This is a genomic window from Gemmatimonadaceae bacterium, assembly GCA_036496605.1.
In the GTDB taxonomy this organism is placed as follows: Bacteria; Gemmatimonadota; Gemmatimonadetes; order Gemmatimonadales; family Gemmatimonadaceae; genus AG2.
This window is the reverse complement of record DASXKV010000014.1, coordinates 1-23,666: the sequence shown is the minus strand read 5'-3', so window position 1 is coordinate 23,666 and position 23,666 is coordinate 1. Positions and strand designations below refer to the sequence as shown.

Annotated in this window: 18 protein-coding genes; 15 read left to right on the top strand and 3 right to left on the bottom strand. The window is 64.0% G+C overall.

Annotated elements, in window-relative coordinates; genetic code table 11:
* The first annotated feature begins 9 nt into the window (after positions 1-9).
* Genes meaB through VGH98_05290 form a run of 8 tightly spaced genes read left to right on the top strand, consistent with a single transcriptional unit; the run spans position 10 to position 7,662 of the window.
* Positions 10-1,101, top strand: coding sequence for a methylmalonyl Co-A mutase-associated GTPase MeaB (gene meaB / locus VGH98_05325; GenBank protein HEY2375376.1), 1,092 nt, complete (start codon positions 10-12; stop codon positions 1,099-1,101).
* The gene (locus VGH98_05320; protein ID HEY2375375.1) at positions 1,098-2,810 is read left to right on the top strand and encodes a methylmalonyl-CoA mutase family protein; all 1,713 of its coding nucleotides are present in this window, start codon (positions 1,098-1,100) and stop codon (positions 2,808-2,810) included. The genes meaB and VGH98_05320 overlap by 4 nt, the downstream gene beginning before the upstream one ends.
* Positions 2,723-3,601, top strand: a complete 879-nt coding sequence (locus tag VGH98_05315; GenBank protein ID HEY2375374.1) for a methyltransferase domain-containing protein — start codon at positions 2,723-2,725, stop codon at positions 3,599-3,601. The genes VGH98_05320 and VGH98_05315 overlap by 88 nt, the downstream gene beginning before the upstream one ends.
* 41 nt (positions 3,602-3,642) lie before the next feature.
* Complete coding sequence (locus VGH98_05310; protein ID HEY2375373.1) at positions 3,643-4,053, top strand: cobalamin B12-binding domain-containing protein; 411 nt, start codon at positions 3,643-3,645, stop codon at positions 4,051-4,053.
* Positions 4,050-5,720 carry an acyl-CoA carboxylase subunit beta gene (locus tag VGH98_05305; GenBank protein ID HEY2375372.1) on the top strand — a complete coding sequence of 557 codons (1,671 nt, stop codon included), beginning with the start codon at positions 4,050-4,052 and terminating at the stop codon, positions 5,718-5,720. The genes VGH98_05310 and VGH98_05305 overlap by 4 nt, the downstream gene beginning before the upstream one ends.
* On the top strand, positions 5,717-7,084 hold the full coding sequence (locus VGH98_05300) for an acyclic terpene utilization AtuA family protein (protein ID HEY2375371.1): 1,368 nt from the start codon (positions 5,717-5,719) through the stop codon (positions 7,082-7,084). The genes VGH98_05305 and VGH98_05300 overlap by 4 nt, the downstream gene beginning before the upstream one ends.
* A complete protein-coding gene (locus VGH98_05295; protein HEY2375370.1) occupies positions 7,081-7,443 on the top strand; it encodes a hypothetical protein in 363 nt (120 codons plus the stop codon). The genes VGH98_05300 and VGH98_05295 overlap by 4 nt, the downstream gene beginning before the upstream one ends.
* A gap of 18 nt (positions 7,444-7,461) precedes the next feature.
* Positions 7,462-7,662: a hypothetical protein gene (locus VGH98_05290; protein ID HEY2375369.1), complete on the top strand. Its 201-nt coding sequence runs from the start codon at positions 7,462-7,464 to the stop codon at positions 7,660-7,662.
* Here the strand turns inward: VGH98_05290 and VGH98_05285 are convergent.
* Both VGH98_05285 and VGH98_05280 read right to left on the bottom strand, forming a co-directional pair.
* The gene (locus tag VGH98_05285; GenBank protein HEY2375368.1) at positions 7,659-12,455 is read right to left on the bottom strand and encodes a tetratricopeptide repeat protein; all 4,797 of its coding nucleotides are present in this window, start codon (positions 12,453-12,455) and stop codon (positions 7,659-7,661) included. The genes VGH98_05290 and VGH98_05285 overlap by 4 nt on opposite strands.
* 450 nt (positions 12,456-12,905) lie before the next feature.
* Complete coding sequence (locus tag VGH98_05280) at positions 12,906-13,631, bottom strand: hypothetical protein (protein HEY2375367.1); 726 nt, start codon at positions 13,629-13,631, stop codon at positions 12,906-12,908.
* 466 nt (positions 13,632-14,097) lie between these two features.
* Between VGH98_05280 and VGH98_05275 the strand changes: the two genes are divergently transcribed.
* From VGH98_05275 to VGH98_05245, 7 genes are all read left to right on the top strand, one after another.
* Complete coding sequence (locus VGH98_05275; protein HEY2375366.1) at positions 14,098-16,593, top strand: U32 family peptidase; 2,496 nt, start codon at positions 14,098-14,100, stop codon at positions 16,591-16,593.
* Positions 16,594-16,666: 73 nt separating this feature from the next.
* Positions 16,667-18,721, top strand: coding sequence for an ATP-dependent DNA helicase RecQ (locus tag VGH98_05270; protein HEY2375365.1), 2,055 nt, complete (start codon positions 16,667-16,669; stop codon positions 18,719-18,721).
* 8 nt (positions 18,722-18,729) lie between these two features.
* A complete protein-coding gene (locus VGH98_05265; protein ID HEY2375364.1) occupies positions 18,730-19,947 on the top strand; it encodes an acyl-CoA dehydrogenase in 1,218 nt (405 codons plus the stop codon).
* 530 nt (positions 19,948-20,477) lie between these two features.
* Positions 20,478-22,043 (top strand): Rne/Rng family ribonuclease, encoded by a 1,566-nt coding sequence (locus tag VGH98_05260; GenBank protein ID HEY2375363.1) that lies wholly within the window; start codon positions 20,478-20,480, stop codon positions 22,041-22,043.
* 111 nt (positions 22,044-22,154) lie between these two features.
* The gene (rplU, locus tag VGH98_05255) at positions 22,155-22,472 is read left to right on the top strand and encodes a 50S ribosomal protein L21 (protein HEY2375362.1); all 318 of its coding nucleotides are present in this window, start codon (positions 22,155-22,157) and stop codon (positions 22,470-22,472) included.
* A 14-nt stretch (positions 22,473-22,486) separates the two neighbouring features.
* Positions 22,487-22,762, top strand: coding sequence for a 50S ribosomal protein L27 (gene rpmA, locus VGH98_05250; protein HEY2375361.1), 276 nt, complete (start codon positions 22,487-22,489; stop codon positions 22,760-22,762).
* A gap of 105 nt (positions 22,763-22,867) precedes the next feature.
* Complete coding sequence (locus tag VGH98_05245; protein HEY2375360.1) at positions 22,868-23,191, top strand: hypothetical protein; 324 nt, start codon at positions 22,868-22,870, stop codon at positions 23,189-23,191.
* A gap of 154 nt (positions 23,192-23,345) precedes the next feature.
* Here the strand turns inward: VGH98_05245 and VGH98_05240 are convergent.
* Positions 23,346-23,666 (bottom strand): hypothetical protein (locus VGH98_05240; protein ID HEY2375359.1); only part of this gene is annotated, 321 nt, incomplete at its 5' end.

Here is a 23,666-nt window from a genome sequence, read left to right as displayed (position 1 = left end):
TCGGCCCCGATGCACAACGATCTTCTCGCCGATTTTGATGCCGGCAAGAAAGCCGCGTTGGCGCGCGCCGTGAGTATCGTCGAGAACCATCGACGTGGCTTCGAGAGGTTGCTCGCAAGCTTCCATTCGCGGCTCGGGCGGGCGCGCCGGATCGGGATCACGGGACCGCCGGGCGCAGGCAAGAGCACGCTCACGACCGCAGTCGTCGCGGCATATCGCGTCGCAGGGCAGTCGGTCGGCGTCGTCGCCGTCGACCCAACTTCACCATTCACGGGCGGCGCCCTCCTCGGCGATCGCATTCGGATGGAGTCGGTGGCGCTCGATCCCGGTGTCTTCATCCGATCGATGGCAACGCGCGGTTCGCTTGGTGGGCTCGCCGCGTCGACGCGCGAAGTTGCCGATGTCCTCGACGCGTTCGGTATTGAGCAAATTATCATCGAGACGGTCGGTGTCGGACAGAGTGAACTGGACATTGCACGCACAGCCGATTCCAGCGTCGTCGTCCTCGTGCCGGAATCCGGCGACTCGATTCAGACGCTCAAGGCCGGGCTGATGGAGATCGCCGATATTTTCGTGGTCAATAAGGGAGATCGTCCTGGCGCCGACCGGCTCCGGCACGAGCTCGAGCTGATGCTCGGTCTGCGTGGCGGCAACACACTCAAGAACGTCCCCGCGCATCACGGGGTTGATCTGCGCCGACCGCTCACGCGCGACGAGAAGCTCGCGATGAATCCCGCTCGCGCCGCCCGAGAGGCGACCCAGAACGACGGCGCGTCCTGGACACCGCCGGTACTGCGTACCGTAGCGTCAACGGGCGAAGGCGTTGCGGAGCTCGTCGAGGCGGTCGACCGTCACTTCGGTTATCTTGAGCGCAGCGGCCTCCTTCGCGAGCGCCGCCGAGCCCGGCTTCGCGCTCGAGTCGTCGAAGTGGTGGAGAGCAAAGTGCGAAGTCGCCTCTGGAGTGACGACGCTACCAACCATTGGCTCGACGCGCGTCTCGAGGAGCTGGAAAGCGGGCGAACCAATCCCTTCGCCGTCGCCGACGAGCTGCTCGACCGCAGCGCGAACCTACTGACGAACTCGGAGAGCAAAGCACGATGACGTCCACGCGAGATCTGCGGGGAGGAAAGCTGGGCGGCGATGGCGATGGAGACGGCCGCCGCGAGCTCGAACGGCTGCGCGCTGAAGTCGCCGAATGGCGACGTCGCTACACCGAAGGCGAGCTGCGTGACATCGGCTTCGTGAACTCCGAACGCGAGGTCGATCCGCTCTATACCGCGTTCGACGTGCCCCCAGAAACGGCGACAGACATCAGTGTCCCGGGTCAATACCCCTACACGCGCGGCATCCACCCGACTGGCTATCGAGGTCGGCTCTGGACGATGCGTCAGTTCGCGGGATTCGGCAGCGCCAAAGACACGAACGAGCGCTTCAAGTTCTTGCTCGCACACGGTCAAACCGGTCTCTCGACTGCCTTCGACTTTCCGACGTTGATGGGCTACGACTCCGATCATTCGCGCTCGGAAGGGGAAGTGGGCAAGACGGGCGTCGCGATCTCGAGCCTCGCCGACATGGAAACGCTGTTCGACGGCATTCCCATGGATCAGGTGTCGACGTCGATGACGATCAATGGGCCGGCGATCATTCTGTGGGCGTTTTACATCGCCGCGGCAGAGAAACAGGGAGTCTCCGCGGAGAACCTGCGTGGCACTATTCAGAACGACATTTTGAAAGAATACATGGCGCAGCACGCCTGGTGTTTCCCGATCGAGCCCGCGCTGCGCCTGATCGTCGACTGCTTCGAGTGGGGCGCGAAGAACGCGCCGCAGTGGAATACGATCTCGATCTCCGGCTACCACATTCGTGAGGCGGGTGCGACCGCGGCCCAAGAGCTCGCGTTTACCCTTGCGGATGGCTTCACCTATGTGGAGCGTGGTATCGCCAGGGGCCTCGACGTCGATCAATTCGCGCCGAGGCTCTCGTTCTTCTGGGACATTCACAACGACTTCTTCGAGGAGATCGCGAAGCTCCGCGCCGCGCGCCGCATCTGGGCTCGGCACATGAAATCGCGCTATGGCGCACGCAGTCCGCGCTCGTGGATGATGCGCTTCCATTCGCAGACCGCGGGCGTCACGCTCACCGCGCAGCAGCCAATGAACAACGTCGTGCGCGTCGCTTACCAGGCGCTCGCGGCGGTACTCGGCGGCACGCAGTCTCTGCACACCAACTCGATGGACGAAACGCTCGCGCTGCCGAGCGAGGAGGCAGTTCAGGTTGCGCTGCGAACGCAACAACTCCTCGCGTTCGAGACCGGTGTGCCTAACGTCATCGATCCGCTTGGCGGCTCCTACTATCTCGAGTCACTGACCAATCAGCTCGAACAGGAAGCCGAGGCACTTTTCAGCGAGATCGAGCGAATTGGCGGCGTGGTGCGAGGGTTGGAGCAGGGCTGGTTCCAGCGGAAGATCGCAGAGTCGGCGTCACGGCAGCAGTGGGAGATCGAACAGCATCGTCGCGTCATCGTCGGCGTAAACGAATTCGTCACTGACGAACCGGAGCTCACCATTCCGCTGCTCAAAGTCGGTGAGGACGCCGACAGACTGCAACGCGACGGGCTCGCGAAGATACGCAACGAACGAGACGACGCCGGCTGTCGTCAGGCACTCGACGCGCTGCGGAATGCAGCCGGGGCGGCCGAAAACACGATGCCCTACATTCTCGAGTGCGCGCGACGCTACTGCACGCTGTACGAGATCCGCGCCGCGCTCGAGAGTGTGTTTGGCGCGTATCGGGAGCCCGTGTTCTTCTGACGCCTCCGCAAGGCGAGTGGTGGGCGCGGTATTTCGACCTCGAGTACCTGCGCGAATACGAACCGCTGTTCACGCTCGAGCGCGACCGGCGCGAAGTCGCGCGTGTTATCGAGGTGCTCGGCCTGCCCACCGGATCGCGAGTACTCGACGTGCCGTGCGGCCAGGGACGGCACAGTCACTTGCTCGCAGAGGCAGGATTCCGCGTCGATGGGCTCGATTTTTCGACGACGCTGCTCGAACGCGCGAAGAAACGGGGCACGGGGCCGACGCTCGAGTATCATCGCGGTGACATGCGTGAGCTCCCTTCCGAGTGGACAGGTCGCTTCGATGCGGTTCTGAATCTCTTTACCTCATTTGGCTTCTTCGCCGTCCCGGCCGACGATCGTCTGGTCCTCGTGGAGTTCGCCCGAGTGCTGGTGCCGGGTGGGACACTCGTGTGGCACGGTGGAAGCCGCGACGGCGTGATGGCGCGCTTCCTCGAGCGCGATTGGTGGCAGACGTCAGACGGAACGCTGCACGCCCAGGACCGACGCTTCGATCCGCTGTCCGGCATTCTCACCGTCGACTCTCGGTGGAGCGGTCCCGGTGGCTCGGGCACGCGCGAGCATCACATTCGTCTCTACACCGCGACGCGGCTCGCCGAACTCTGCGCGGTGGCGGGTCTCATCGTCGAGGAAGCGTATGATGGCTGGCGAGATCGACCACTCACCCGTCACTCGACGGAGATGCTCCTCGTTGCGAGGAAGCCGCGTGCCGTGCGCATGTTGCCCGGTCGCAAGCCGCGCCGCTAGCTTCTTTTCTGCGCTCTACGCGAACCACTCAACGCCATCACATGCGTCCGATACGTGTTCTCGTCGCAAAACCAGGTCTCGACGGTCACGACCGTGGTGCGAAGGTCGTCGCCGCTGCTCTGCGTGACGCGGGCATGGAAGTCATCTATACCGGGCTGCACCAGACACCGGAGATGATCGCCAGCGCGGCAATTCAGGAGGACGTCGACGTCGTCGGCCTCTCGGTGTTGAGCGGTGCCCACATGACGCTCTTTCCGCGGGTCCGGGATCTGCTCGCCGAGCAAGGACGTGATGATATACTCATCACCGGCGGCGGCATCATCCCGCGCGAGGACATGGAGCAGCTTCGGCAGGGCGGCATCGGGAAGCTCTTCGGGCCAGGGACGCCGACGAGTGAGTTGATCGACTACATTCGCGGCTGGTTCGCGGAGCGACAACGCCAGGAAGCGTGACAGGCACGGCGGGCAGAGGAGCCGGCGGCACCGCGGGCGGAACCGCACGGAAGACCGAGGGTGGACACTCACGGCTGCGCGACCTCGTGGCTGCCGTTCGGGCGCTCGAGGACCAGCTTCGGCACGGTGGCGGCCCCGATCGCATCGCGAAGCAGCACAAGCAGGGCAAGCTCACCGCTCGCGAACGAATTGCCGGCCTCTGCGACCCAGGTTCGCGCTTCGTCGAGATTGGGTTGCTCGTGGCCTATGACGAGTACGATGGACAGGCGCCCGCCGCCGGCGTCGTCACCGGCATCGGCATCGTGGAGGGGCGCAGCGTCGTCGTCGTGGCGAACGATGCGACCGTGAAGGCCGGTTCCTGGTGGCCCGAGACGATCAAGAAGATGCTGCGCGCGCAGGAACTGGCCATGCGATGCCGCATTCCGATCATCTATCTCGTCGACTCCGCCGGCGTGAACTTGCCGTATCAGGGCGGCGTATTCCCCGGTCAGTACGGCGCGGCGCGCCTCTTCTACTACAACTCGATCATGCGACGATATCTGCGCATTCCGCAGATCGCCGCCGTCATGGGGCCGTGCATCGCTGGTGGAGCGTACCTGCCGGCGCTGTCCGACCTCATCGTGATGGTGAAGGGCACGTCGTTCATGGGACTCGGCGGGCCGAATCTCGTCAAGGGCGCGACGGGTCAGACGATTGACGCCGAGACGTTAGGCGGCGCGGCGACGCACACGGAGACGAGCGGCGTCGCCCATTACGCGGTGGACGACGATGCGGCGTGCCTGACAAAACTCCGCGAGCTCGTCGCGATGTTGCCGCAGCAGACGCGTCATTCGGCATCGAGCGGAGCCGAGCCGGACGGTACGCAGCTATACGACGTGCTGCCCACCGATCACCGGATGTCCTACGACATGCACGAGGTGATTCGTGCGCTCGTCGACGATGGAGCGATCGACGAATTCCAGCCGCGGCTCGCGAAGGAGATCATCTGCGGCGACGTTCACATTCGCGGGATCGGCGTCGGGTTGATCGCCAATCAACGCGGCTTGATCAAGGGTCGACCCGGCGAGAAGCCGCGATTCGGTGGAATTCTCTACGCCGAGAGCGCGGAAAAGGTCGCGTTCTTCATTGAGCGCTGCGATCGGCAGCGGATTCCAATCCTCTTCGTCCAGGACGTTTCAGGATTCATGGTCGGGCCCGAGGCGGAGCACGAAGGGATCATTCGCGCCGGAGCGCGCTTCGTCGAAGCCATGGCGACCGCGCGCGTCCCCAAGCTCGTGCTCACCGTGAATCACGCGTCCGGCGCCGGCTACTATGCGATGGCCGGGCAAGGCTTCGATCCCGATTTCATCTTCAGTTGGCCGACAGGGAGGATGGGCGTCATGGAGGGAGAGTCGGCGATCCAGGCAGTACACGGTCCGGCGATCGAAGAGGCGAAGAAGAAAGGCAAGGCGCTCGCTCCGGGCGTCGTCGAGGCGGTCGAAGAGATGCGCGAAGACTACGAGCATCAATTGGATGCTCGTTATGCAGCCGCGCGCGGATTTGTCGATGCGATCGTGGCGCCCGAAGAGACGCGTGAGCTCGTCGCGATGGCGCTGGACGCCGCCTTACAGAATCCGGGACCACACCTTGGCGCATTCGTTCTGCCCGCGCAGCTGGACCAGGCATGACGAGGAGAAAGCAATTGGTACGCGTCGCCTCGGGCCAGGGGTTCTGGGGAGATTGGCTCGAGGCACCACGGCGTCAGGTCGAGGGCGGCGACATCGATTACCTCATGCTCGATTACCTGGCCGAGGTGACGATGTCCATTCTGCAAAAGCAGAAGGAACGCGATCCGAAGCTCGGCTACGCGCGCGACTTTGTCGGCGCGGTGGAGAGCATTCTGCCCGCGATCGCGAAGCGTGGGGTGCGCGTTATCGCGAACGCGGGCGGCGTGAATCCGCCGGCATGCGCCGAGGCAATACGTGGCGTCGCCGAGCGAGGTGGCGCGCGCGGGACTGTGCGCGTCGGCGTCGTCACGGGTGACGATCTCTTGCCGCGACTCGACGAGTTGATCGCAGCTGGACACGAATTGCGTAACATGGATACCGGCGAAGCGCTGGCGACGGTCCGCGATCGAGTGCTATCCGCCAATGCGTACATCGGCTCGGTGCCGATCGTCGAGGCGCTCGAGCGGGGCGCGAATGTCGTCATCACGGGCCGGTCAACCGATACGGCGCTCACGATGGCGCCGATTCGTTATGAGTTCAATTGGGCGGCGGACGACTGGAACAAGTTGGCGGCGGGCATCATCGCCGGCCACACCATCGAATGCGGCGCGCAGTGCTCTGGGGGAAATTGTCTGTTCGATTGGCGAAACATTCCGGACCTCGCGAACGTCGGCTATCCGATCGTCGAAGCGAATCCTGACGGCACGTTCGTGATTGCTAAACATCCCCACACGGGTGGCCGCATCTCCGTGCAGTCGGTCACCGAGCAGCTCGTGTACGAGATGGGTGATCCGCACTCGTACATCACACCGGACGTGATCGCCGATTTCACAACGATCGAGCTCGCGCCGGACGGTCCGGATCGGGTGCGCGTCTTTGGCATCAAGGGCCGACCGCCAACGGACAAGCTGAAGGTCTCGATTGCCTATCGCGCCGGCTTCAAGGCGGTCGGCACGCTTGTGTATGCCTGGCCCGATGCCCTCGACAAGGCTCGTAAGGCAGATGAAGTTCTCCGGGCCAGGCTGGACCATCTCGGTCTCGAGTTCGACCAGATACTCACCGAGTTCGTTGGCGTGTCGGCAGCCCATGGCCCGCTCTCGGGCGAGAGTCACGACGCCGCCGAAGTCCAACTGCGCGTCGGTGTCCGCTCGCCGGATCGCGCCGTCGTCGAGCGATTCACCCGCGAGCTGGCCCCGCTCGTGCTGAACGGTCCGCCCACCGTCACGGGCTTTGCCGGCGGACGCCCCAAAGTCGAGGAGATTGTCGCCTATTGGCCAGCGCTGATCGACAAGCGTGTCGTCCAGACGAAGGTCGAGGTGGCATGATGCGAGTTCAGCTCGTTGCGGTCGCGCACGCGCGCTCGGGTGACAAGGGCGACACTGCCAACGTCGGTCTCATTGCGCTGAAACCGGAGTGGTATCCGCTGCTCGAGAAGTACGTGACGCGCGAACGCGTGCGCGATCACTTTCATGCCGTCATCACCGGTGACGTCGAGCGTTACGAGTTGCCCAATCTCAAGGCGCTCAATTTTCTGCTGCACGGCGCGCTGGACGGTGGAGGCACGCTCTCGCTCAAGACCGACGCGCAAGGGAAGGTGTTCTCGACGGCGCTACTCCGCATGGTGATCGAGGTTCCCGATACGGACGCGAAGCGGTACGGCCTGCCGGAAGGCGGCGTCAGGTAGCCCGCGCGTGCAGAAGCCATGAGCGCTCTCACGCAGCTGAAGTTGGGGCTCACTTTGATCGGGCTCGTGCTCTTTGGTTACGGTGTTCGCACCGACACGGGACGCCTGCGCTGGATCGGTATCGCTTTTCTCGCCGCCGCGGCCGCACTCCGATTCATCGGACCGCGGTCGTCACGTCGCCGCCGTTCCGCGGACGACGCGGGGGATGAGAACCGTTAGGCGCCCATCGCGTGGCGCCCGCCCGAGGATCGGCCGTGGCGCGCGAGCAACGATCGGAATCGCGTCGCGAGTGCCGTATACCCCAGGTCATCGGCGCGCTGCGAGAACCTCCTCACGAAATCCCACACATCGGCGCCGGCGGCAATGAGCGCGGGCGCACACTCTGCAGCCAACCAGGCGGCACAACGCGCATCGCGCGGCTCCGTATCCGCGAGGGCGGTGCGGAAGCGCTGTTCGGCTTCGTCGCGACGGCCAAGCTCCAGCGTGACGCGTACGCTCAGCGCCTCGACGAGCTCGCGGTTCTGGAACCACCAGTCAAAGCGCTCACCCACCATCGTCTCGGCGTTACGCGCAGCGGTATATGCGTAGTCGCGACGGTTGAGATCGAGACCGGCCAAGCCGGCGCCGGCAAGCGCGCCGATTTCCATGTCCAGCTGACCGAGGCGTCGCGCGCTCGTTGCTGCCTCCTCGTAAAGCTCCAGCGCGCGGGTCGGATCGCCGCTCTCCCTCGCGAGGTGACCCATGTTGTAGATCGTTGCGACGCGGTGCAGCTCGTTCTTGAGCTTGATGAACAGCTTTCGCGCTTCGTCGAAACGCTGCCGCGCCTCGTCGAAGCGACCACTCCACATGAAGAGCACGCCGAGGTTGAGCGCGGCGACACCCGCCCAGTCCGGGGCACCCGCCTGCAAGCCGAGTTCGACCGCGCTTCGAAACGCTTCGATTGCCGCCGCCATGTTTCCAACCTTCGAGTAGCTGACGCCGATTGTGATCTGGCAGCGCACGTAACCATGCCGGTCGTCCATCTCGCTGCAGATTTCCTGCGCGCGCCGATAATGGACGATCGCTTCCTCTGAGCCTGCCTCGAATAGCGTCCAGCCGACACGCATGAGCGCGTGCGCATGCAACAGCCGCTCGCCGATCCGCTCGGCCATGTCGGCGCTCTCGCGCGCCAACCGCTGTGCGGTGGCGGGGTCGCCCAGGCTGCCGTAGGTCGTCGAGAGCATTGTGAGAAGCGAGACGCGCTCCTTCTGCATACCCATCTCCTCGGCTTGCTTGAGGAGTGACTGGTAGACCTCGAGCGTCTGCGTCAGCGGTTTGCCGAGGAATGCCTGGACCCGTTCATACAAGATGAGAAGTGGCAGCTTCTCGGCCGGCGTGACGTCATCCTGGACGCTGCTGAGCGCCGTCTTGCACAACTCGACCGCTTCTGCATATCGGCCGGAGACCTCGGCCACCTTGACCGCGCCCATGAAGGCATTGAGACGCTCCGACGGCGTCGCGGGGTGGCGCTGCGCCATCGTGAAGAAGGCCGCGGCCTCGTCGTGCGCGTATACCGTCGTCGCGCTCTCGCCCGCCTGCATAGCATAACGATATGCTTTGTCGCTCACGCCGGCCTGGTCGAAGTGATCGGCCAACTCGGCGATGGCGTTGGAGCTACGCTTCTCGAGCGCTTCACCCACCGCGTGGTGAATGCGTTTCAAGCGACGCGGGTTCGCCGTCTCCTTGATTGCGTCGAGGAGCAGCGTGTGCGTGAATGCGTAGGAGTCGGCGTCGCCGCGCGACGGCTCGAGCACCGCGGCGGCGACCGCTTCGTCGATCACGTCGAGCAATTCGTCTTCGGTGCCGGCGCCCGCGGCGAGCGCGAGGTCGATGTCAAAAACGCGGCCAATGACCGCCGCCGTCGTCAGAATGTTGCGGGTGCGCTCACTGAGTCGGTCGAGACGGCGCGCCATCAAGTCGCTCACCGCGACGGGGAGCCGTAGCTCGGACGTCTGTTTCCAGATCCACCGTTCGCCCTCGTAGCGAATTTCGCCTTCCTCGACGAGGGCGCGCAGCACCTGGACGACGAGGAACGGATTGCCTTCCGTGTGACGATAGAGCACCGGCAGGAGCTCGCGTCCGAGCTCCTGTCCGCGCGACGCGGCGGTGAGCCACTGCTCGAGCTCCGCTCGCGTTAGGCGTTGGAGCGAGATCTCGCTGAATCGCTCGTCGCGCGAGAGGCGCCGCCGCCGATCCATGACGTCCTTGCTCTTGTCCTCGGCGCGGATCGTGAGGCAGATGAAGATGTGATCCTGATCGAGCTGCGGCACGAGGTGTTCGAGTGTGTCCCAGGTGGCCGAGTCGGCCCACTGCATGTCGTCCAGCACCAGCACGAGCGGGCAGGTGGCCGCCGCGAGCCGAACGTATTCGACGATTTCCTCGTACAACGCGTACTTGCTGCCTGTGCTCTCCGGGCGTGGCTCGCTGCCATCGGACAGGGCGGGAACGAGTCGCGGCAATTCACGCCAGACGCGACCGGGCGCGTTCACGCGCTGCTTGATCGACGATAGAATCTCTGCCCACGGACCATAGGGCGGCTTCACGTCCGCCTCGAGCGCGCGACCCATGACGAGTGAGCCACCGCGGAGACGGACTTCGGGCAGGAGCTGGCGAAGCAGCGTCGATTTGCCGACACCGGCCTCACCGACGACGGCGACGACACGGGGTTCGCCTCGGAACGACGTATCGAGCATGCGCACGAGGCGTTTGAGCTCTTCGACGCGACCGACGAACCGATTGAGGTTGAGCTGCGGCTGCGACGATTCGGTCGCGGTGCCTGCGAGCGCAACCGCGTTTCGCCCTGCGCGCTTGGCCTCGTAGAGCGCGCGGTCGGCGGCGGCGAACACCGCTTCGACGTGGTCTGCGTGCTCCGCCGTCGCGACACCAATCGAGAGTGTGACGCCAACGGTCTCGCTCGGCGTGCCCCGCAATGAGATCCGCTCGCGCTCGACGGCCGTACGAAGCCGGTCCGCCACCTCGCGTGCCGTATCCATCGTCGTGCGCGGGAGCAGCACGACGAACTCGTCGCCTGCATAACGACCGATGACGTCGCCACCGCGTACACCGCGCTTGAGCAGCGCGACGACGGCTTTGAGCACGTCGTCGCCCTGGAGGTGGCCGTACGTGTCGTTGACCAGCTTGAAGTGGTCGACGTCGATCACGAGGAGCGCTGAGGCAGGGTCGTTCGTGCGACGGCGGAGCAGGGTAGTGTTCGCGGCGTCGAGAAAGGCGCGACGAACCAGCACGCCGGTGAGGTCATCGACTTCACCTGGCACCTCGCTCGGTGACGCGGCGTGAACGTGCTCGGCTGGCGTCGTCGGATCAGCAAGGCCGCGCCGTGGCGGGCCGAGACGCTCCATGATCGTCTCGAATTGCGGGAAGAGCTCGGGATCGAACTGGTGCCCGACATCGCTGCGCATCATGTCGAGCGCCTGATCGTGCGATACCGGCTTCTTGTAGCTGCGCTCGGACGTCAGCGCATCGTACACGTCGGCGATGCAGAGGATGCGCGCCGTTCGCGGAATCTCCTCCCCCTTGAGTCCGTGCGGATAGCCGGCACCGTCCCAGCGCTCGTGGTGGGATTCGACGATCGGGCGTACGTCCCAGGGGAAGTCGATGTCCGCGAGCATCTCGACTCCCCACACGGGGTGCTTCTTGATCATCACCCACTCTTCTGCCGTTAGGCGGCCCGGCTTGTTGAGAATTTCCGGGGGAATCATCAGCTTGCCGACGTCGTGCAACAATGCACCGATGCGGAACCAGAAGAGTGACTTCTGATCGAGCCCGGCTTCCGCCGCGAGTGCACACGCAAGATCGGCAACGCGCTCGCAGTGACCCTGCGTGTAGTGATCTTTGGATTCGATCGACTCACCCCAGCGCCGGACGACGTCGAGGAAGTCGCTCTCGAGCCGAGTCGTTTGACGATCGATGTCGGCGAGATCGGGGCGGGCGTGGAGTTGCGTAAAGAGCCGGTGCGCACGATTCAGGCTCTGCAGCGTGTCGCGATTGCGGCCCTGCAAGCGATAGAGCTCGGCGAGCTCGCGCGCGATTTCCGCCGAGAGCAGGAGATCCTGTCGTGAATCGGCGAGATCGACGGCATTCCGGAAGGCCTCCTCGGCGGCACCGAAGTCGCCGGTCTCGCGGAAGATCACGCCGTAGCACTTCTGCACCTCGCCGATGGCCTCGGTGTGCTGCGTCTCTTCGGCGATCGCGAGCGCGCGATCACACGCCTGACGAGCCTTGGCGAATTCCTTTCGCGAGATCCAGAGAATGGCGAAGTTGACCTCGAGAATGACGCGAACGCCGACGTCACCGATCTGTTGGCTGAGCGGAATCGCCTCCTCGTATGCACGCTCGGCGGTCTCCCACCGTTCCATGCGGGTGTAGAGCATGCCGAGGTTGTTGAGCGTGATGCAGATGTACTTGGCGAGCCCCAGCGCGCGATAGTCGGCGAGGCTCGCCTCATAGTGCCAGAGCGCCTGCTCGAGCTCACCACGAATGTTCGCGATGACGCCAAGGTTCTGCGAGGTCATCGCCGCCAGCTTTGCCTCGCCGGCACGACGTGCACTCTCGCGCGCCTTGAGATAGAGGCGCTCTGCTTCGTCGAGCCGCCCCATCTTGTAATTGAGCAAACCCTGAACGTTCACCGCGTGGCCGACGGCGGCCTCGTCGCCGAGCGCTTCGGCGACGGCCAGCGCGGCCTCGAGACAGTCGAACGCCGCGTCGAGGTTCAGCTCGACACCGTGCGTGATGCCGATCCAGCGCAGGAGCGAGGCCGCAATCGGCGCCTCTTCTGGTGAACGCAACTGGCCCAGCGCCTGCTCGTACAGCTGCCGTGCTTCCTGCGTGCGACCCTGACGTTCGGCGAGTTGCGCCCGATCGATGAGCGCCGCTGTCGACGTTGCCGCCGCCAGCAACCGCGATTGGAGCGGCTGCTCGTGCGTGTCCGACAGGGGCTTCGGCGAGTCGCTCATGCGTCCTCGGGCGGCGACGACGGACAGTGATGTCGAGGCAAACGGCGGCTATGAATCGAGTGAAGTTTTGGCCGCGCCATCCGCGGCCCCCGGCGCAACGAAGGTGCAGCAGCGCATTCGACTTATGACGCCCCGAAGGCGGGAAAGGTCATCGGGCCAGCCGAGGTATCCCGGTCTGGCCCGATGTTCTTTCTTGATAGCGGTCAGTTCATCCGACCGCGATGATATAGCCTGAGAAAGAGTTGGTCGTTGGCAGGTGCGTGGCTGCCGAACTATCGCCCTCGTATGACCATTGATTCGAGGGAGTCGTGCTGGCGCTAAACACGCCGAACAACGCCGCGCACAACAGCAGCCGGACCAGCACCGGCATGGTTACTCGAGACATGTTGGATCGAGCCTCCGTCGGGTTCGAATAAGGGTTGAAGTGGAAGAGTTGTCGTATGCGGAGGCTCAGAATCCCATCAGATAGCCGGAGAACGACAACACGGAGCTACAGTCGGAGCCGCCCCAGGCATCACATACCTCGGAGACGCCGACGAGATAACCGCTGAAGTGCTTGAGGCGTCGTGAGACGCGGTTTCCTTTCAGATCCTCGACAGAAGTCATCGAGGGATCGGCCAGGCTTTCGTCCACCCAGACGCTATCGGATGGGCGCCGCCAGAAGATTGGATAGTGATACGTCGTGTCGAGGTCCCACGAATCCTTCATGTTGATCGTCACATACTTCGACGGATCATTCGTGGGCGCGAAGCGAAGCGCCGGCTGGAAGTCGATGAACGCGTGACCCAGCTTGTTGCTCCAGCTCGCGTGAATCGTGATCGGCGCCTGCAGCGGGGTGCAGGGCGCGTCCCAGAGCGCCTCGCCGTAACCCGACGTCGCCGGGTCGCAGATCGAGTTCGCCGGGAAGGTGACGACGTGATCGCCAGCCTTGAGCGTGTACGGCTGGGTCGGATCGACAGTGAAATCCTGCGTCCAGCCCGAATCCGTCTTGTTCTTGCGGCCGCGTCCATCGCGGCTCGCGCCACCGTTGTCCAGCAGCCACTGCTCATAGCTCCCGACGGACAGTCGGGGCCGCGCAGCAGGAGTGGGTGGCGCGGTCGCGGTGTCGGAGCACGCCGCGGCAAGAACCACCACGGTGAGCGCCGTACACCAACGTACCAGCGTCGATACGCGCATAATTGCCTTTGCCCTCATGAGAGTGAGCTGCCGTGAGTACTGCGGTCGGCGGCAAGGGACAGCTCGAAAGAACCGCCAATGAACACGGTCAAAACTGCACCAAACACTTGTCGGAACCAGTGACGCCCCTCACACGCTGAGCTTAGAATGCTCTAAACTGTTCGCATTCTTGTCACTTGCGCGGTTTAGAACTGTCTAACAACTACACAATCGGCTGCGCTCCGCGCGTTAGGCGCTACCTAGGGCAAACGCTGTTCCGTGCGCTTAACGCCACGGAAACGAGGCGAGCCGACCGACATCCGACGGCCAAATCGGACAACCTCACCGACGCCGAGCGGCGCGACATAGCCTGTCGGTCATTCCGACGAGCGTTTCGGGCACGGCGACGAGATCGCGGCGTCCGGTGCATTCGCGAAGCGCAAGAGAATGCCGCGAAATGCGAACGCGGCGTTAATTTTCAGGACTTATGAGTACGCGGTCGATTCCCGAGCTCCTGTCACCCGCCGGTTCGCTCGACGCCGTTCGCGCGGCCGTCGCCAACGGCGCCGATGCCGTCTATCTCGGTGCGCAACGCTTCAACGCGCGCGACGAAGGCGCTCAGCTCACGCTCGAGGAGCTGACCGAAGCCTGCCGCATCGCGCACGGCCGCGGCCGCCGCATCTATCTCACGTTGAACGTACTCGTCAAGCCGGCCGAACTGGTCGAGGCGCTCGCGTTTCTTGGGGAAGCCATCGATTGCGGCATCGATGCCGCAATCGTTCAGGATCTCGGTCTCATCGATCTGATTCGCCAGATCTATCCTGATCTCGAGATTCACGGCTCGACTCAGATGACGGTGCACGACGAAGCGGGCGCCGCCGTGCTCGAGGAGCTCGGTGTCAAACGCGTCGTCCTGGCGCGCGAAAATACGCTCGCGGATCTCGCCGCCATCCGCGCTCGTGTCCCGAATCTCGGCCTCGAGACGTTTATCCATGGCGCGCTGTGCATCTCGTACTCCGGCCAGTGTTTCATGTCCGGAATGATCTCCGAGCGCAGCGCGAATCGTGGCTCGTGCGCGCAGTCGTGCCGCAAGGACTACGTCCTCAAGGATGCGGTGACGGACGAGGAGCTCGATCGGGGCTACTTGATATCAAGCAAGGATCTGGCGGCATACGAACATCTGCCGGCAATCGCCGACCTCGGGATTGTTTGCCTCAAGGTCGAGGGGCGAAAGAAGCGTCCCGAGTACGTTGCGACGGTCACGCACACGTACCGCGAACTTCTCGATCGGCTGCGCCGGGGCGACGAGACGCCGCCCGCCGCGACGGAGGTCGAGCCACTCGTGCAGATCTTCAGTCGCGGATTCACGAGTGGTATGTATGGTGGTCGCGAGGGGCGCGAGTATGTGACGAGAACGCAGCCCGACAACCGCGGCATCGTCATCGGCGAAGTGATCGGCTACGAGAAGGGAGAATTGCTCATCGATACCGATCGCCCCGTGGAGGTCGGCGACGGACTGGCGTTCGAGGCGCCGGATGCGATCGGTGGTCCAACGGTTGGCTTCGCCGCGACTGCGGTTAGGCAGCTGGGAGGCTCTCCTCGTCATCGTCAGGCAGTGCGCACGCGGACTCGCGTCGCGGCCGGCTGGCGTGTCGTGCGGACGTCGCAGGCGAGTCTCCTCGCGCGTTCGAAGGCGAGCTACGAAGCGCTGAGCCAGGCGTCGATGCTGAAGAAGATTCGGTTGGACGTGCGCGTTTTTGGTTCGGTGGGCTCGCACCTCAAAGCGCTATTTTGTAGTGGGGGGGCCACCGTCGAAGTGCGCAGCGAATCGCAGCTCGTCCCGGCGAGCAACCGAGCCCTCGAACGAACGGTCCTCCGCGAGCAGTTCGGCCGACTGGGCGAAACGCCTTTCGCGCTCGCCGAGCTCGACGACCGCGGGCTCGACGTCGATCTCTTCCTGCCCGTGCGCGAGATCAATCACATGCGGCAGAGCGCCATCGTGCAGCTCACGTCGCAACGCGACTGGTCGCTCGAAGCCACGCGTGCCGAGCGCACCGAGCGGATCGAGCGCGCCATCTCCACCGTCGCGACGCCATTTTGCGCGCCGTCAAACGTCGCCTTCACGCTCTCCGCGCAGGTCTTCCGACTCGAGGACGCCGAAGCGGCCGCGAATGCCGGCGCGACGGAGATCGTCTTCGATCCGTTCCTGCGTCACCCGGCGCCGCCGCTTACGCGCGTTCGCACCTTCGCCGAGTCGTTAGGCGCACGCGGCATCACGTTTCGGCTCCGCACGCCCACCATCGTACGTCCGGAAGAACGCCGCGGCATTGGCAAGTGGCTCGACAGCGGACTTCCCTTGCTCAGCGGACACCTCGGGCTCGTGGCCGAGCTGTCGCGCGCTGGACGCGACGTCGTCGCCGATTACGCGGTCAACGTGATGAATCAGCACAGCGCCGCGCGGCTGTTCAAGCTCGGTGCGGGCCGCATCGTGCTCTCGGTCGAGCTCACGGCGGACGAAATGAGCGCGGTCGTCGCACCATGGCAGGGCAGCGGCTTCGACGTCTTCCTGTATGGACGCCCCGAAGGGATGACCATCGAGCACTGCATCCTTTCCGCCGCATTCGATCGTGAGCCGACGACCTGCCGTGATCTGTGCGTGCAGAAGCATTCGAACGTCACGCTCACCGATCCCGCCGGCTACGACTTTGCCGTCGCCACCGACTCGGCGTGCCGCAATCGGCTGCTCCATTCGCGCCCCGTGGAAGGTTCGGAGTATCTCGCGCGTATCTGGACCGCGGGCATTCGTGGCTACCAGCTCGTGTTCAATGTTCCCGGAGAGCCGATCGCCAAGGTCGTCGGTTCGTACCGTCGCATGCTCGAGCGTCTTGCGGTGGGTGACCGATTCGAGCACACGCAGACGGATGGGATCCGGGACGTGCTCCTGGGAGCCTTCACACGCGGTCATTTCGTTCGCGCGGTATGATGATGCGGGCTTTCGATGTGCGGCGCCGCCTAACGGTTACCGGAATGCTGCGTGTCGTCGCGAATCTGAGCGCATGACAGCCTCCACATCGATCGACGACGCGCGCGGCGCGCTGCGTCAGCACTTTGGTTATCCCGATTTCCGGCCCGGACAAATGCAGGCGGTCGAATCGGTCCTCCTGGGGCAGGATACGCTCGTCGTATTGCCGACGGGCGGCGGGAAATCGATCTGCTATCAGGTGCCTGCGCTGATGTTGCCGCACCTGACAGTGGTGATCTCGCCACTGATTTCCCTCATGAAGGATCAGGTCGATGCGCTGACGCGGCGCGGATTACCGGCGACCTTTGTCAACAGCTCGCTGACCGCGACGCAGGTTGCCGATCGGCTCGCGCGCGCGCAGCGCGGCGAGTTCAAACTGCTGTATGTCGCCCCCGAGCGCTTCGACGTCGGAAGCACGGCCGAGCGACTGAAGAGCACTGGCGTCTCGCTGCTCGCCGTCGACGAGGCGCATTGTATCAGCGAGTGGGGACACGACTTTCGGCCCAGCTATCTTCGCATCGCGAAGGTGCGCGAGCGGCTCGGCTGGCCTCCGGTCGTCGCCTTGACGGCGACGGCGACACCCCACGTCCGCACGGATATCGTGCGTCAGTTGAAGCTCGAGAGCGCCAGGACGATCATCACGGGCTTCGATCGCCGCAACCTGCGATACCACGTCGTCGCGACGCGCACCGAGCAGGAGAAGGATGAAGCCCTCGTCGGCATCCTTCGGCAGTCGCCAGGTCTCGCGGTCGTATACGCGTCCACGCGGCGCACCGTCGAGCGAATTACGAATGTGCTCAACGACGCGCGAATTGCCGCCGTCGCGTATCACGCCGGCCTGGACGACGCAAACCGGCGCGAAGTGCAGGATGCCTTCATGAAGGAGCGCGTCCGGGTCATCGTCGCGACGAACGCGTTCGGCATGGGCATCGACAAGCCGAACGTGAGGCTCGTCGCGCACTATGCGATGCCGGGCACCCTCGAGGCCTACTATCAGGAAGCGGGACGCGCTGGGCGCGACGGCGAACACGCCGACTGCTTCTTGCTGCATTCGTTCCAGGACCGTTTCACCCACGAGTTCTTCATCAAGGGTTCGTATCCGGAGCGGACGCTCGTCGAGGATGTCTATCGCGTGCTCCGGCGCGGCGCGGCGACCGGGAAGACGCAGCTGAGTGCCGAGGACATCGCGTCGAGTGTGCGGGGAAAGGTGAACGTGCGCGAAGTCGAAGGCGCGCTCCGCATCCTCGCGAACGCCGGCGCCTATTGCCGCCAGCCCGAAAGCGGCACGCGCGCGGAGGTGCGTCTCCTCGCGACGCCGCAGCGGATCAAGCGCGAGTTGGGCAGCGAACCGGATTCGCTCGAGCTCGGCCTGCTGCGCGCCATGTGGCGCGTCGCCGGTACTGCGCTCCACGAAGGCGCGTCGATCGATCTCGACGGCTTGCCTCCGGGGTTCGGCGGGGCGAGCGGCGTGGCGCCTTTGCTCGACGCACTCGAGGGTCGTCAATTCCTCGAGTGGAAACGTGGCGGTGGTGGCAACGTCGTCGACAATTCGCGGCGAGAGCTCGCGCAGTTCAACGTCGACTGGGAGACACTCGATCGCCGGCGACGTGCCGACCTGGCGAAGCTCGACGCGATGCAGCAGTACGCGTATCTGAAGAGCTGCCGACGTGGTTTTGTGTTGCGCTATTTCGGCGATCCTGCCGCCCGATCCCAGTGTGGTGGTTGTGACAATTGTCTCGGAACGCACGTCGATACCTCGCAGTTGCGACGTCCGTCGCGAAAGAATGCGAGGGGCCGTCGGTCCTTCGAGCGCGAGCGGCCGAAGGCATCCGATGACATCGTCATCGATGCCGTTGACGGCGCGCTCCTCGAGCGACTGCGCGTGCTTCGCCGAACCATTGCAAAGGAGCAGCAGGTGCCGGCCTACGTCGTGTTTCCAGATCGCACCCTCGCCGAGATGGCGGTTCAGCGTCCGCGAACGCTGACGGCTCTCGCGGGGATTCATGGGGTAGGACCAACCAAGCTCGAACGATATGGCGAGCGCTTCCTGAGCGTCTTGCGTTCCGCCGATGGAACCGAAGCTGCCTAACGACTATCATGGACGACGCACTCTACTTTTCCGAGCAGCACCTGGCGACGCGCGAGATGGTTCGCCAGTTCGCGCGCAACGAAGTGGCGCCGACCGCGGCGCACTGGGACGCGGAAGGAAAGTTCCCGTGGGAGAACATCAAGAAGATGGCCGAGCTCGGGCTACTCGGTGTGCCGTGGCCCGAGGAGCTCGGCGGCGCCGGCCTCGACACGATCAGCTTCATGATTGTCATCGAGGAGCTGGCGAAGGTCGATGCGTCGCACGGCCTCACCGTATCCGCGCACACGACGCTCGGCACATCGCCGATCGTGCGATTCGGCAACGAGGACCAGAAGCGGCGATTCGTGCCCTGGCTCGCGTCGGGACGCGTGATGGGCGGCTTTGGCCTCACCGAGCCCGATGCCGGCAGTGACGCGGGTGGCACGCGCACGACAGCGGTGCGTAAGAACGGCTACTACGTGCTCAATGGCGTGAAGCGATTCATCACGCACGGCAGCGTCGGCGAGATCTTCGTCGTCACCGCGGTCACCGATCGCTCGCAAGGCACCAAGGGTATCAGCTCTTTCATACTCACTAAAGAAACGAGCGACATCGCGTCCGCGCGACGCGTCGGAGTCGGCGATGAGCCGAGCCTGCCGCGCATGAAAGGCTTTCGGGCAGGGAAAAAGGAGGACAAGCTCGGATGGCGCGCGTCCGATACGGCCGAGCTGATCCTGGAAGACGTGGAAGTGCCGGCCGAGAATCTCCTCGGCGAGGAGGGCAACGGCTTCGTCAACTTCATGAAGACGCTGGACTCCGGACGCATCGGCATCGCGGCGCTATCGCTCGGAATCGCCGAGGGAGCGCTCGAGCACGCGCTGCGGTACGCATCGATGCGGCGTCAATTCGGCCAGGCGATCGCCAACTTCCAAGGGATCCAGTTCCAACTCTCCGACATGGCGACCGAGATCGAGGCTGGAAAGCATCTGATGTATCACGCTGCCTGGCTCGCTCAGACTGGCAGGCCGTACGGCAAGGAAGCCGCGATGGCCAAGCTCTTCTGCTCCGAGCTCGCGATGCGTGCGACGATCAAGGCCGTCCAGATCCACGGCGGCTACGGCTACACGAAGGACTATCCGGTCGAGCGCTTCATGCGGGATGCGAAGATCTGCGAGATCGGGGAGGGGACTTCCGAGATTCAACGGATTGTCATCGCGAGACAGCTGCTGAAGGAGTTGGCGGACTGACGTTGGTCGTTCGTGGCTGGTCGTTGGTAGCTGGTAGAAAGGGAGGGCCGGCGAGCTTTGCTCGCCGGCTCATCCGAACCACCAACCACCAACAACCAAACCACCACCACCGATAACTCCTTGCCATCGTTGCATAAAGCCCCGCGAGTCGGTTATCCTTTCGATCGTGACGACTACCGCAGTTCTCACCACTCGCATGACGGCCCGCGACTCGGCGCGTCGTGCGAGTCCATGGCGCACGTGGCTAGCGATCCTCGAATCGCTGCTTCGTGCGCTTGTCCTCGATCCGGTGCGAGACCTCGTGATGAGAGTCGATCGCACGCCGATCCGATCACTGCTGAAGCGCGCTGCCCTGGCGCCTCAGCCGGAATCGGCGTGGACGATCAACCGGACAACCTGGGACCCGACACCGTTCGCCATCGACTTTGTGAGCGCGCATCGACGCGCTCTCGTCGCCAGCAACGACAAACCTCTATGCCGCGCCCCCGACATCGCTGAGTCGCCGATGTCGAGGATCCGTGCGGTTCACGATGAAACGAGAACTATTGATCAATGCGACGCCAAAGGAGACCCGCGTCGCGATTCTGGAGGACGACGAGCTAGTTGAATTACTAGTCGACCGACCCGACGCTCGTCGCATGGTCGGCGACATTTACCTCGGACGCGTGGAAGCCGTTTTACCCGGCATCCAGGCCGCATTCGTCGACATCGGAACTGAGAAGAGCGCGTTTTTGCACGCCTCGGATCTCGTATTCCCCGATGACGACGACGATCGCGACGACGACGATGAGGAGTCCGAGGACGACGCGCGCGAGGAGACCAACGGTGAGCCTCGCGGCCGCCGCGGCAAGACGCCGCCGATTCAGGATTTACTAAAGCGGGGCCAGGACATCGCCGTCCAGGTCTCCAAGGAACCGATCTCGACGAAGGGGCCGCGCGTCACGGCGCAGATCTCGCTCGCCGGCCGGTTCCTCGTCTACATGCCATTCGCGTCCCGCGTCGGCGTGAGCCGCAAGATTGGCGATCGCGCCGAGCGGCAACGGCTGCGCGAACAGATGCAGAAGCTGCTGCCCGACGATTCCGGCGGAATCATCGTCCGCACGGTCGGCGAGGATGTCACCGAGGACACGTTCGAGCGTGAAATGAACACGCTCATGAACACGTGGAAGCGCATCAAGCGAAAAACGCACTTCGTGCGCGCGCCCTCGCTCGTGCACCGCGAAACGAGTTTGACGCGCGGTTTGATGCGTGACGTCTTCAGCACGAAGGTCGAACAAGTCACCGTCGACTCGCGTCAGGTCTTCAACGAGATCGTCGAGTACTTGAAGGGCATTGCTCCCGAGCTCATCGATCGCGTGAAGCTGTACGAAGACGTCGTTCCAGTCTTCGATAAGGCCAACATCGAGCACGAGATCCGTGACCTGTTCAAGCGTCGATGTGACTTACCATCGGGCGGTTACCTCATCATCGAGCCCACCGAGGCACTCGTTTCGGTCGACGTCAATTCGGGACGCTACACCGGCAAGCGCGATCCGGAAAAAACAATTCTGAAGACCAACGTCGAGGCCGCGCGCGAAGTCGCGCGTCAGCTTCGGTTGCGAGATATCGGAGGTATTATCGTCTGCGACTTCATCGACATGGAGACAAAGGCGAACCGCGACCGCGTACTCCAAGAGCTGCGAACCCACCTTGGCCGCGATCGCGCGCGGACGAAGGCCTTTGCCGTCAGCGACCTGGGACTCGTCGAGATGACTCGGCAGCGTGTCCGCCAGAGCCACTTGCAGAACATGACCGAGTCCTGTCCGACCTGCCACGGAACAGGACGCGTCTTTACCGCCGAGACCGTCGTAAGGCGCGTAGAGCGCTCGGTTCGGCGGATGGGAGTGGAGGGGAAGCGGGACCATCTCATAGTCAAGCTTCACCCGGACGTCGCGATGTACGTGCTCGAGCACGAGAAAGACTTGCTCAAGAAGCTCGAAAAGCTGGCTGGGTTCAACCTCGAACTGCGAGATGACCCGTTACTTCGGCCCGACGAGTTCAAGCTGGTCGTGAAGGCGGCAGGTAGGGACGTGACGCAGCAGTACGCGGTGGCGTGAGTCGGGTAGAGGGTTGAGAGCAGAGAGCAGAGGGTGAACGCTCTACCCTCTACCCTCTACCAGCAAGCTCCTCTTCCACTTAGGTTTCTGGGCTCTACAGACTCTACTTCCATGCCCTACGCAATCATCAAAACCGGCGGCAAGCAGTACCGTGTCGAGCCGGGTAAGACTTATCGCATTCCGTCGCTCGTCGGCGACGCCGGAAGCGACATCGAGTTCAACGAAGTCCTGTTCGGTTCCGACGGCGAGAACGCTCGCACCGGCGTGCCCCTGCTCAAGGGTGCCAAGGTCACAGGCGAAATCGTCAAGCACGGTCGCGGCGAGAAGATCATCGTCTTCAAGCACAAGCGCCGGAAGAACTACGCGCGCAAGCGCGGGCATCGTCAGGGCTTCACCGAAGTCCGCATCAACGACATCAGCCTCGGCTGAGCGAGGATAGGCAGATGGCACATAAGAAAGGCGTCGGCTCTTCGCGCAACGGCCGCGACAGCAATCCGAAATACCAGGGCATCAAGTGCTTTGGCGGCGAGCGCGTGCGCGCCGGGAACATCATCGTTCGCCAGGACGGCACGCGATATCATCCGGGCACCAACGTCGGCCTTGGTACGGACTACACGATCTTCGCGCTCGTCGACGGCGTCGTGAAGTTCGAGCACAAGAACCGCAAGCGGTACAAGGTCAGCGTGTATCCTGAGCGCGCCGTCGCCGCCGGCGAGTAAGTTCGCTAGCCTATCGAGCAGCATTCCTGGCCCCCGCAATGCGGGGGCTTTCGTTTTCCCGGCAGCGCGTATTCACTTCGTGAGGTTGCTCGCCGCGAGCGCACAATGGCTCTCTGGGATCGCGTACGAACTGAACTCGACCGCGCAGGACGCGTCGCGCAGCAGGCATTCGATGAAGGCCGGCTGCGCCTGGAGATGCTCCGCGCACGTCGCCACGCCGACACCGCCGCGCAGGGCCTCGGCTACGCCATCTATCGCGCGAAACGCGAATCGCGCGAGCTCGCGAGCGACGAGTACACCGCACTTGCACGCGCGATCGAGCAGGCGGAAGCCGAGGTCGAGCGCTATCGTCGATTGATCGACGAGGCCGCCGCGCGCCGGCGGCAGAGCTTATCGCAACCGACGGACCCGGGACCCGGGTCTAGGTGAGCGCTTTCTAATTGGCGTTCGGTTTGTTCGTCGCGCGAGTAGCCTAACGAACATTCAATGCCAACCGAACGCGCACGACGGCGCGGCACTCATGCAGTGGAGCCGACACATCCGCGCGAGGGCCGGGGCCGCCGCCCCGACCCTCGTCCCGCCCCTACGCGGCCTTCACTTCAGTCGTCGTCGGAGCCGGAAGCGTCGCCTCGATCGGCACCACCTTCCCCTTGCCGATCCGCTTGGCCGACTTCCACGCGGCCAGCGCTTTCGGATCATCCACGAGCGCGTTCTTCACCTGCGCGTCGAGCAACCGCAATACCAGGTGCGCCCGCGTCGCGGTGGTCTTGATTCCCTCGCGTGCCCCTGCCTTACTCGTGATGCTGTTCGCACGCGAGTCGACCGACGCACGCACCGCCCCCGCCGCCGCCACCAGCGCGTCGGCGAAGTCCTCCGGACGGCCATTCTCCACGAACACCGGCTG

Excerpts from the sequence above, each read along its gene's own strand:
- meaB (HEY2375376.1), top strand. The coding sequence starts at position 10 with ATGCACAACGATCTTCTCGCCGATTTTGATGCCGGCAAGAAAGCCGCG.
- VGH98_05320 (HEY2375375.1), top strand. The coding sequence starts at position 1,098 with ATGACGTCCACGCGAGATCTGCGGGGAGGAAAGCTGGGCGGCGATGGC.
- VGH98_05310 (HEY2375373.1), top strand. The coding sequence starts at position 3,643 with ATGCGTCCGATACGTGTTCTCGTCGCAAAACCAGGTCTCGACGGTCAC.
- VGH98_05300 (HEY2375371.1), top strand. The coding sequence starts at position 5,717 with ATGACGAGGAGAAAGCAATTGGTACGCGTCGCCTCGGGCCAGGGGTTC.
- VGH98_05295 (HEY2375370.1), top strand. The coding sequence starts at position 7,081 with ATGATGCGAGTTCAGCTCGTTGCGGTCGCGCACGCGCGCTCGGGTGAC.
- VGH98_05290 (HEY2375369.1), top strand. The coding sequence starts at position 7,462 with ATGAGCGCTCTCACGCAGCTGAAGTTGGGGCTCACTTTGATCGGGCTC.
- VGH98_05285 (HEY2375368.1), bottom strand. The coding sequence starts at position 12,455 with ATGAGCGACTCGCCGAAGCCCCTGTCGGACACGCACGAGCAGCCGCTC.
- VGH98_05280 (HEY2375367.1), bottom strand. The coding sequence starts at position 13,631 with ATGCGCGTATCGACGCTGGTACGTTGGTGTACGGCGCTCACCGTGGTG.
- VGH98_05275 (HEY2375366.1), top strand. The coding sequence starts at position 14,098 with ATGAGTACGCGGTCGATTCCCGAGCTCCTGTCACCCGCCGGTTCGCTC.
- VGH98_05270 (HEY2375365.1), top strand. The coding sequence starts at position 16,667 with ATGACAGCCTCCACATCGATCGACGACGCGCGCGGCGCGCTGCGTCAG.
- VGH98_05265 (HEY2375364.1), top strand. The coding sequence starts at position 18,730 with ATGGACGACGCACTCTACTTTTCCGAGCAGCACCTGGCGACGCGCGAG.
- VGH98_05260 (HEY2375363.1), top strand. The coding sequence starts at position 20,478 with ATGAAACGAGAACTATTGATCAATGCGACGCCAAAGGAGACCCGCGTC.
- rplU (HEY2375362.1), top strand. The coding sequence starts at position 22,155 with ATGCCCTACGCAATCATCAAAACCGGCGGCAAGCAGTACCGTGTCGAG.
- rpmA (HEY2375361.1), top strand. The coding sequence starts at position 22,487 with ATGGCACATAAGAAAGGCGTCGGCTCTTCGCGCAACGGCCGCGACAGC.
- VGH98_05245 (HEY2375360.1), top strand. The coding sequence starts at position 22,868 with ATGGCTCTCTGGGATCGCGTACGAACTGAACTCGACCGCGCAGGACGC.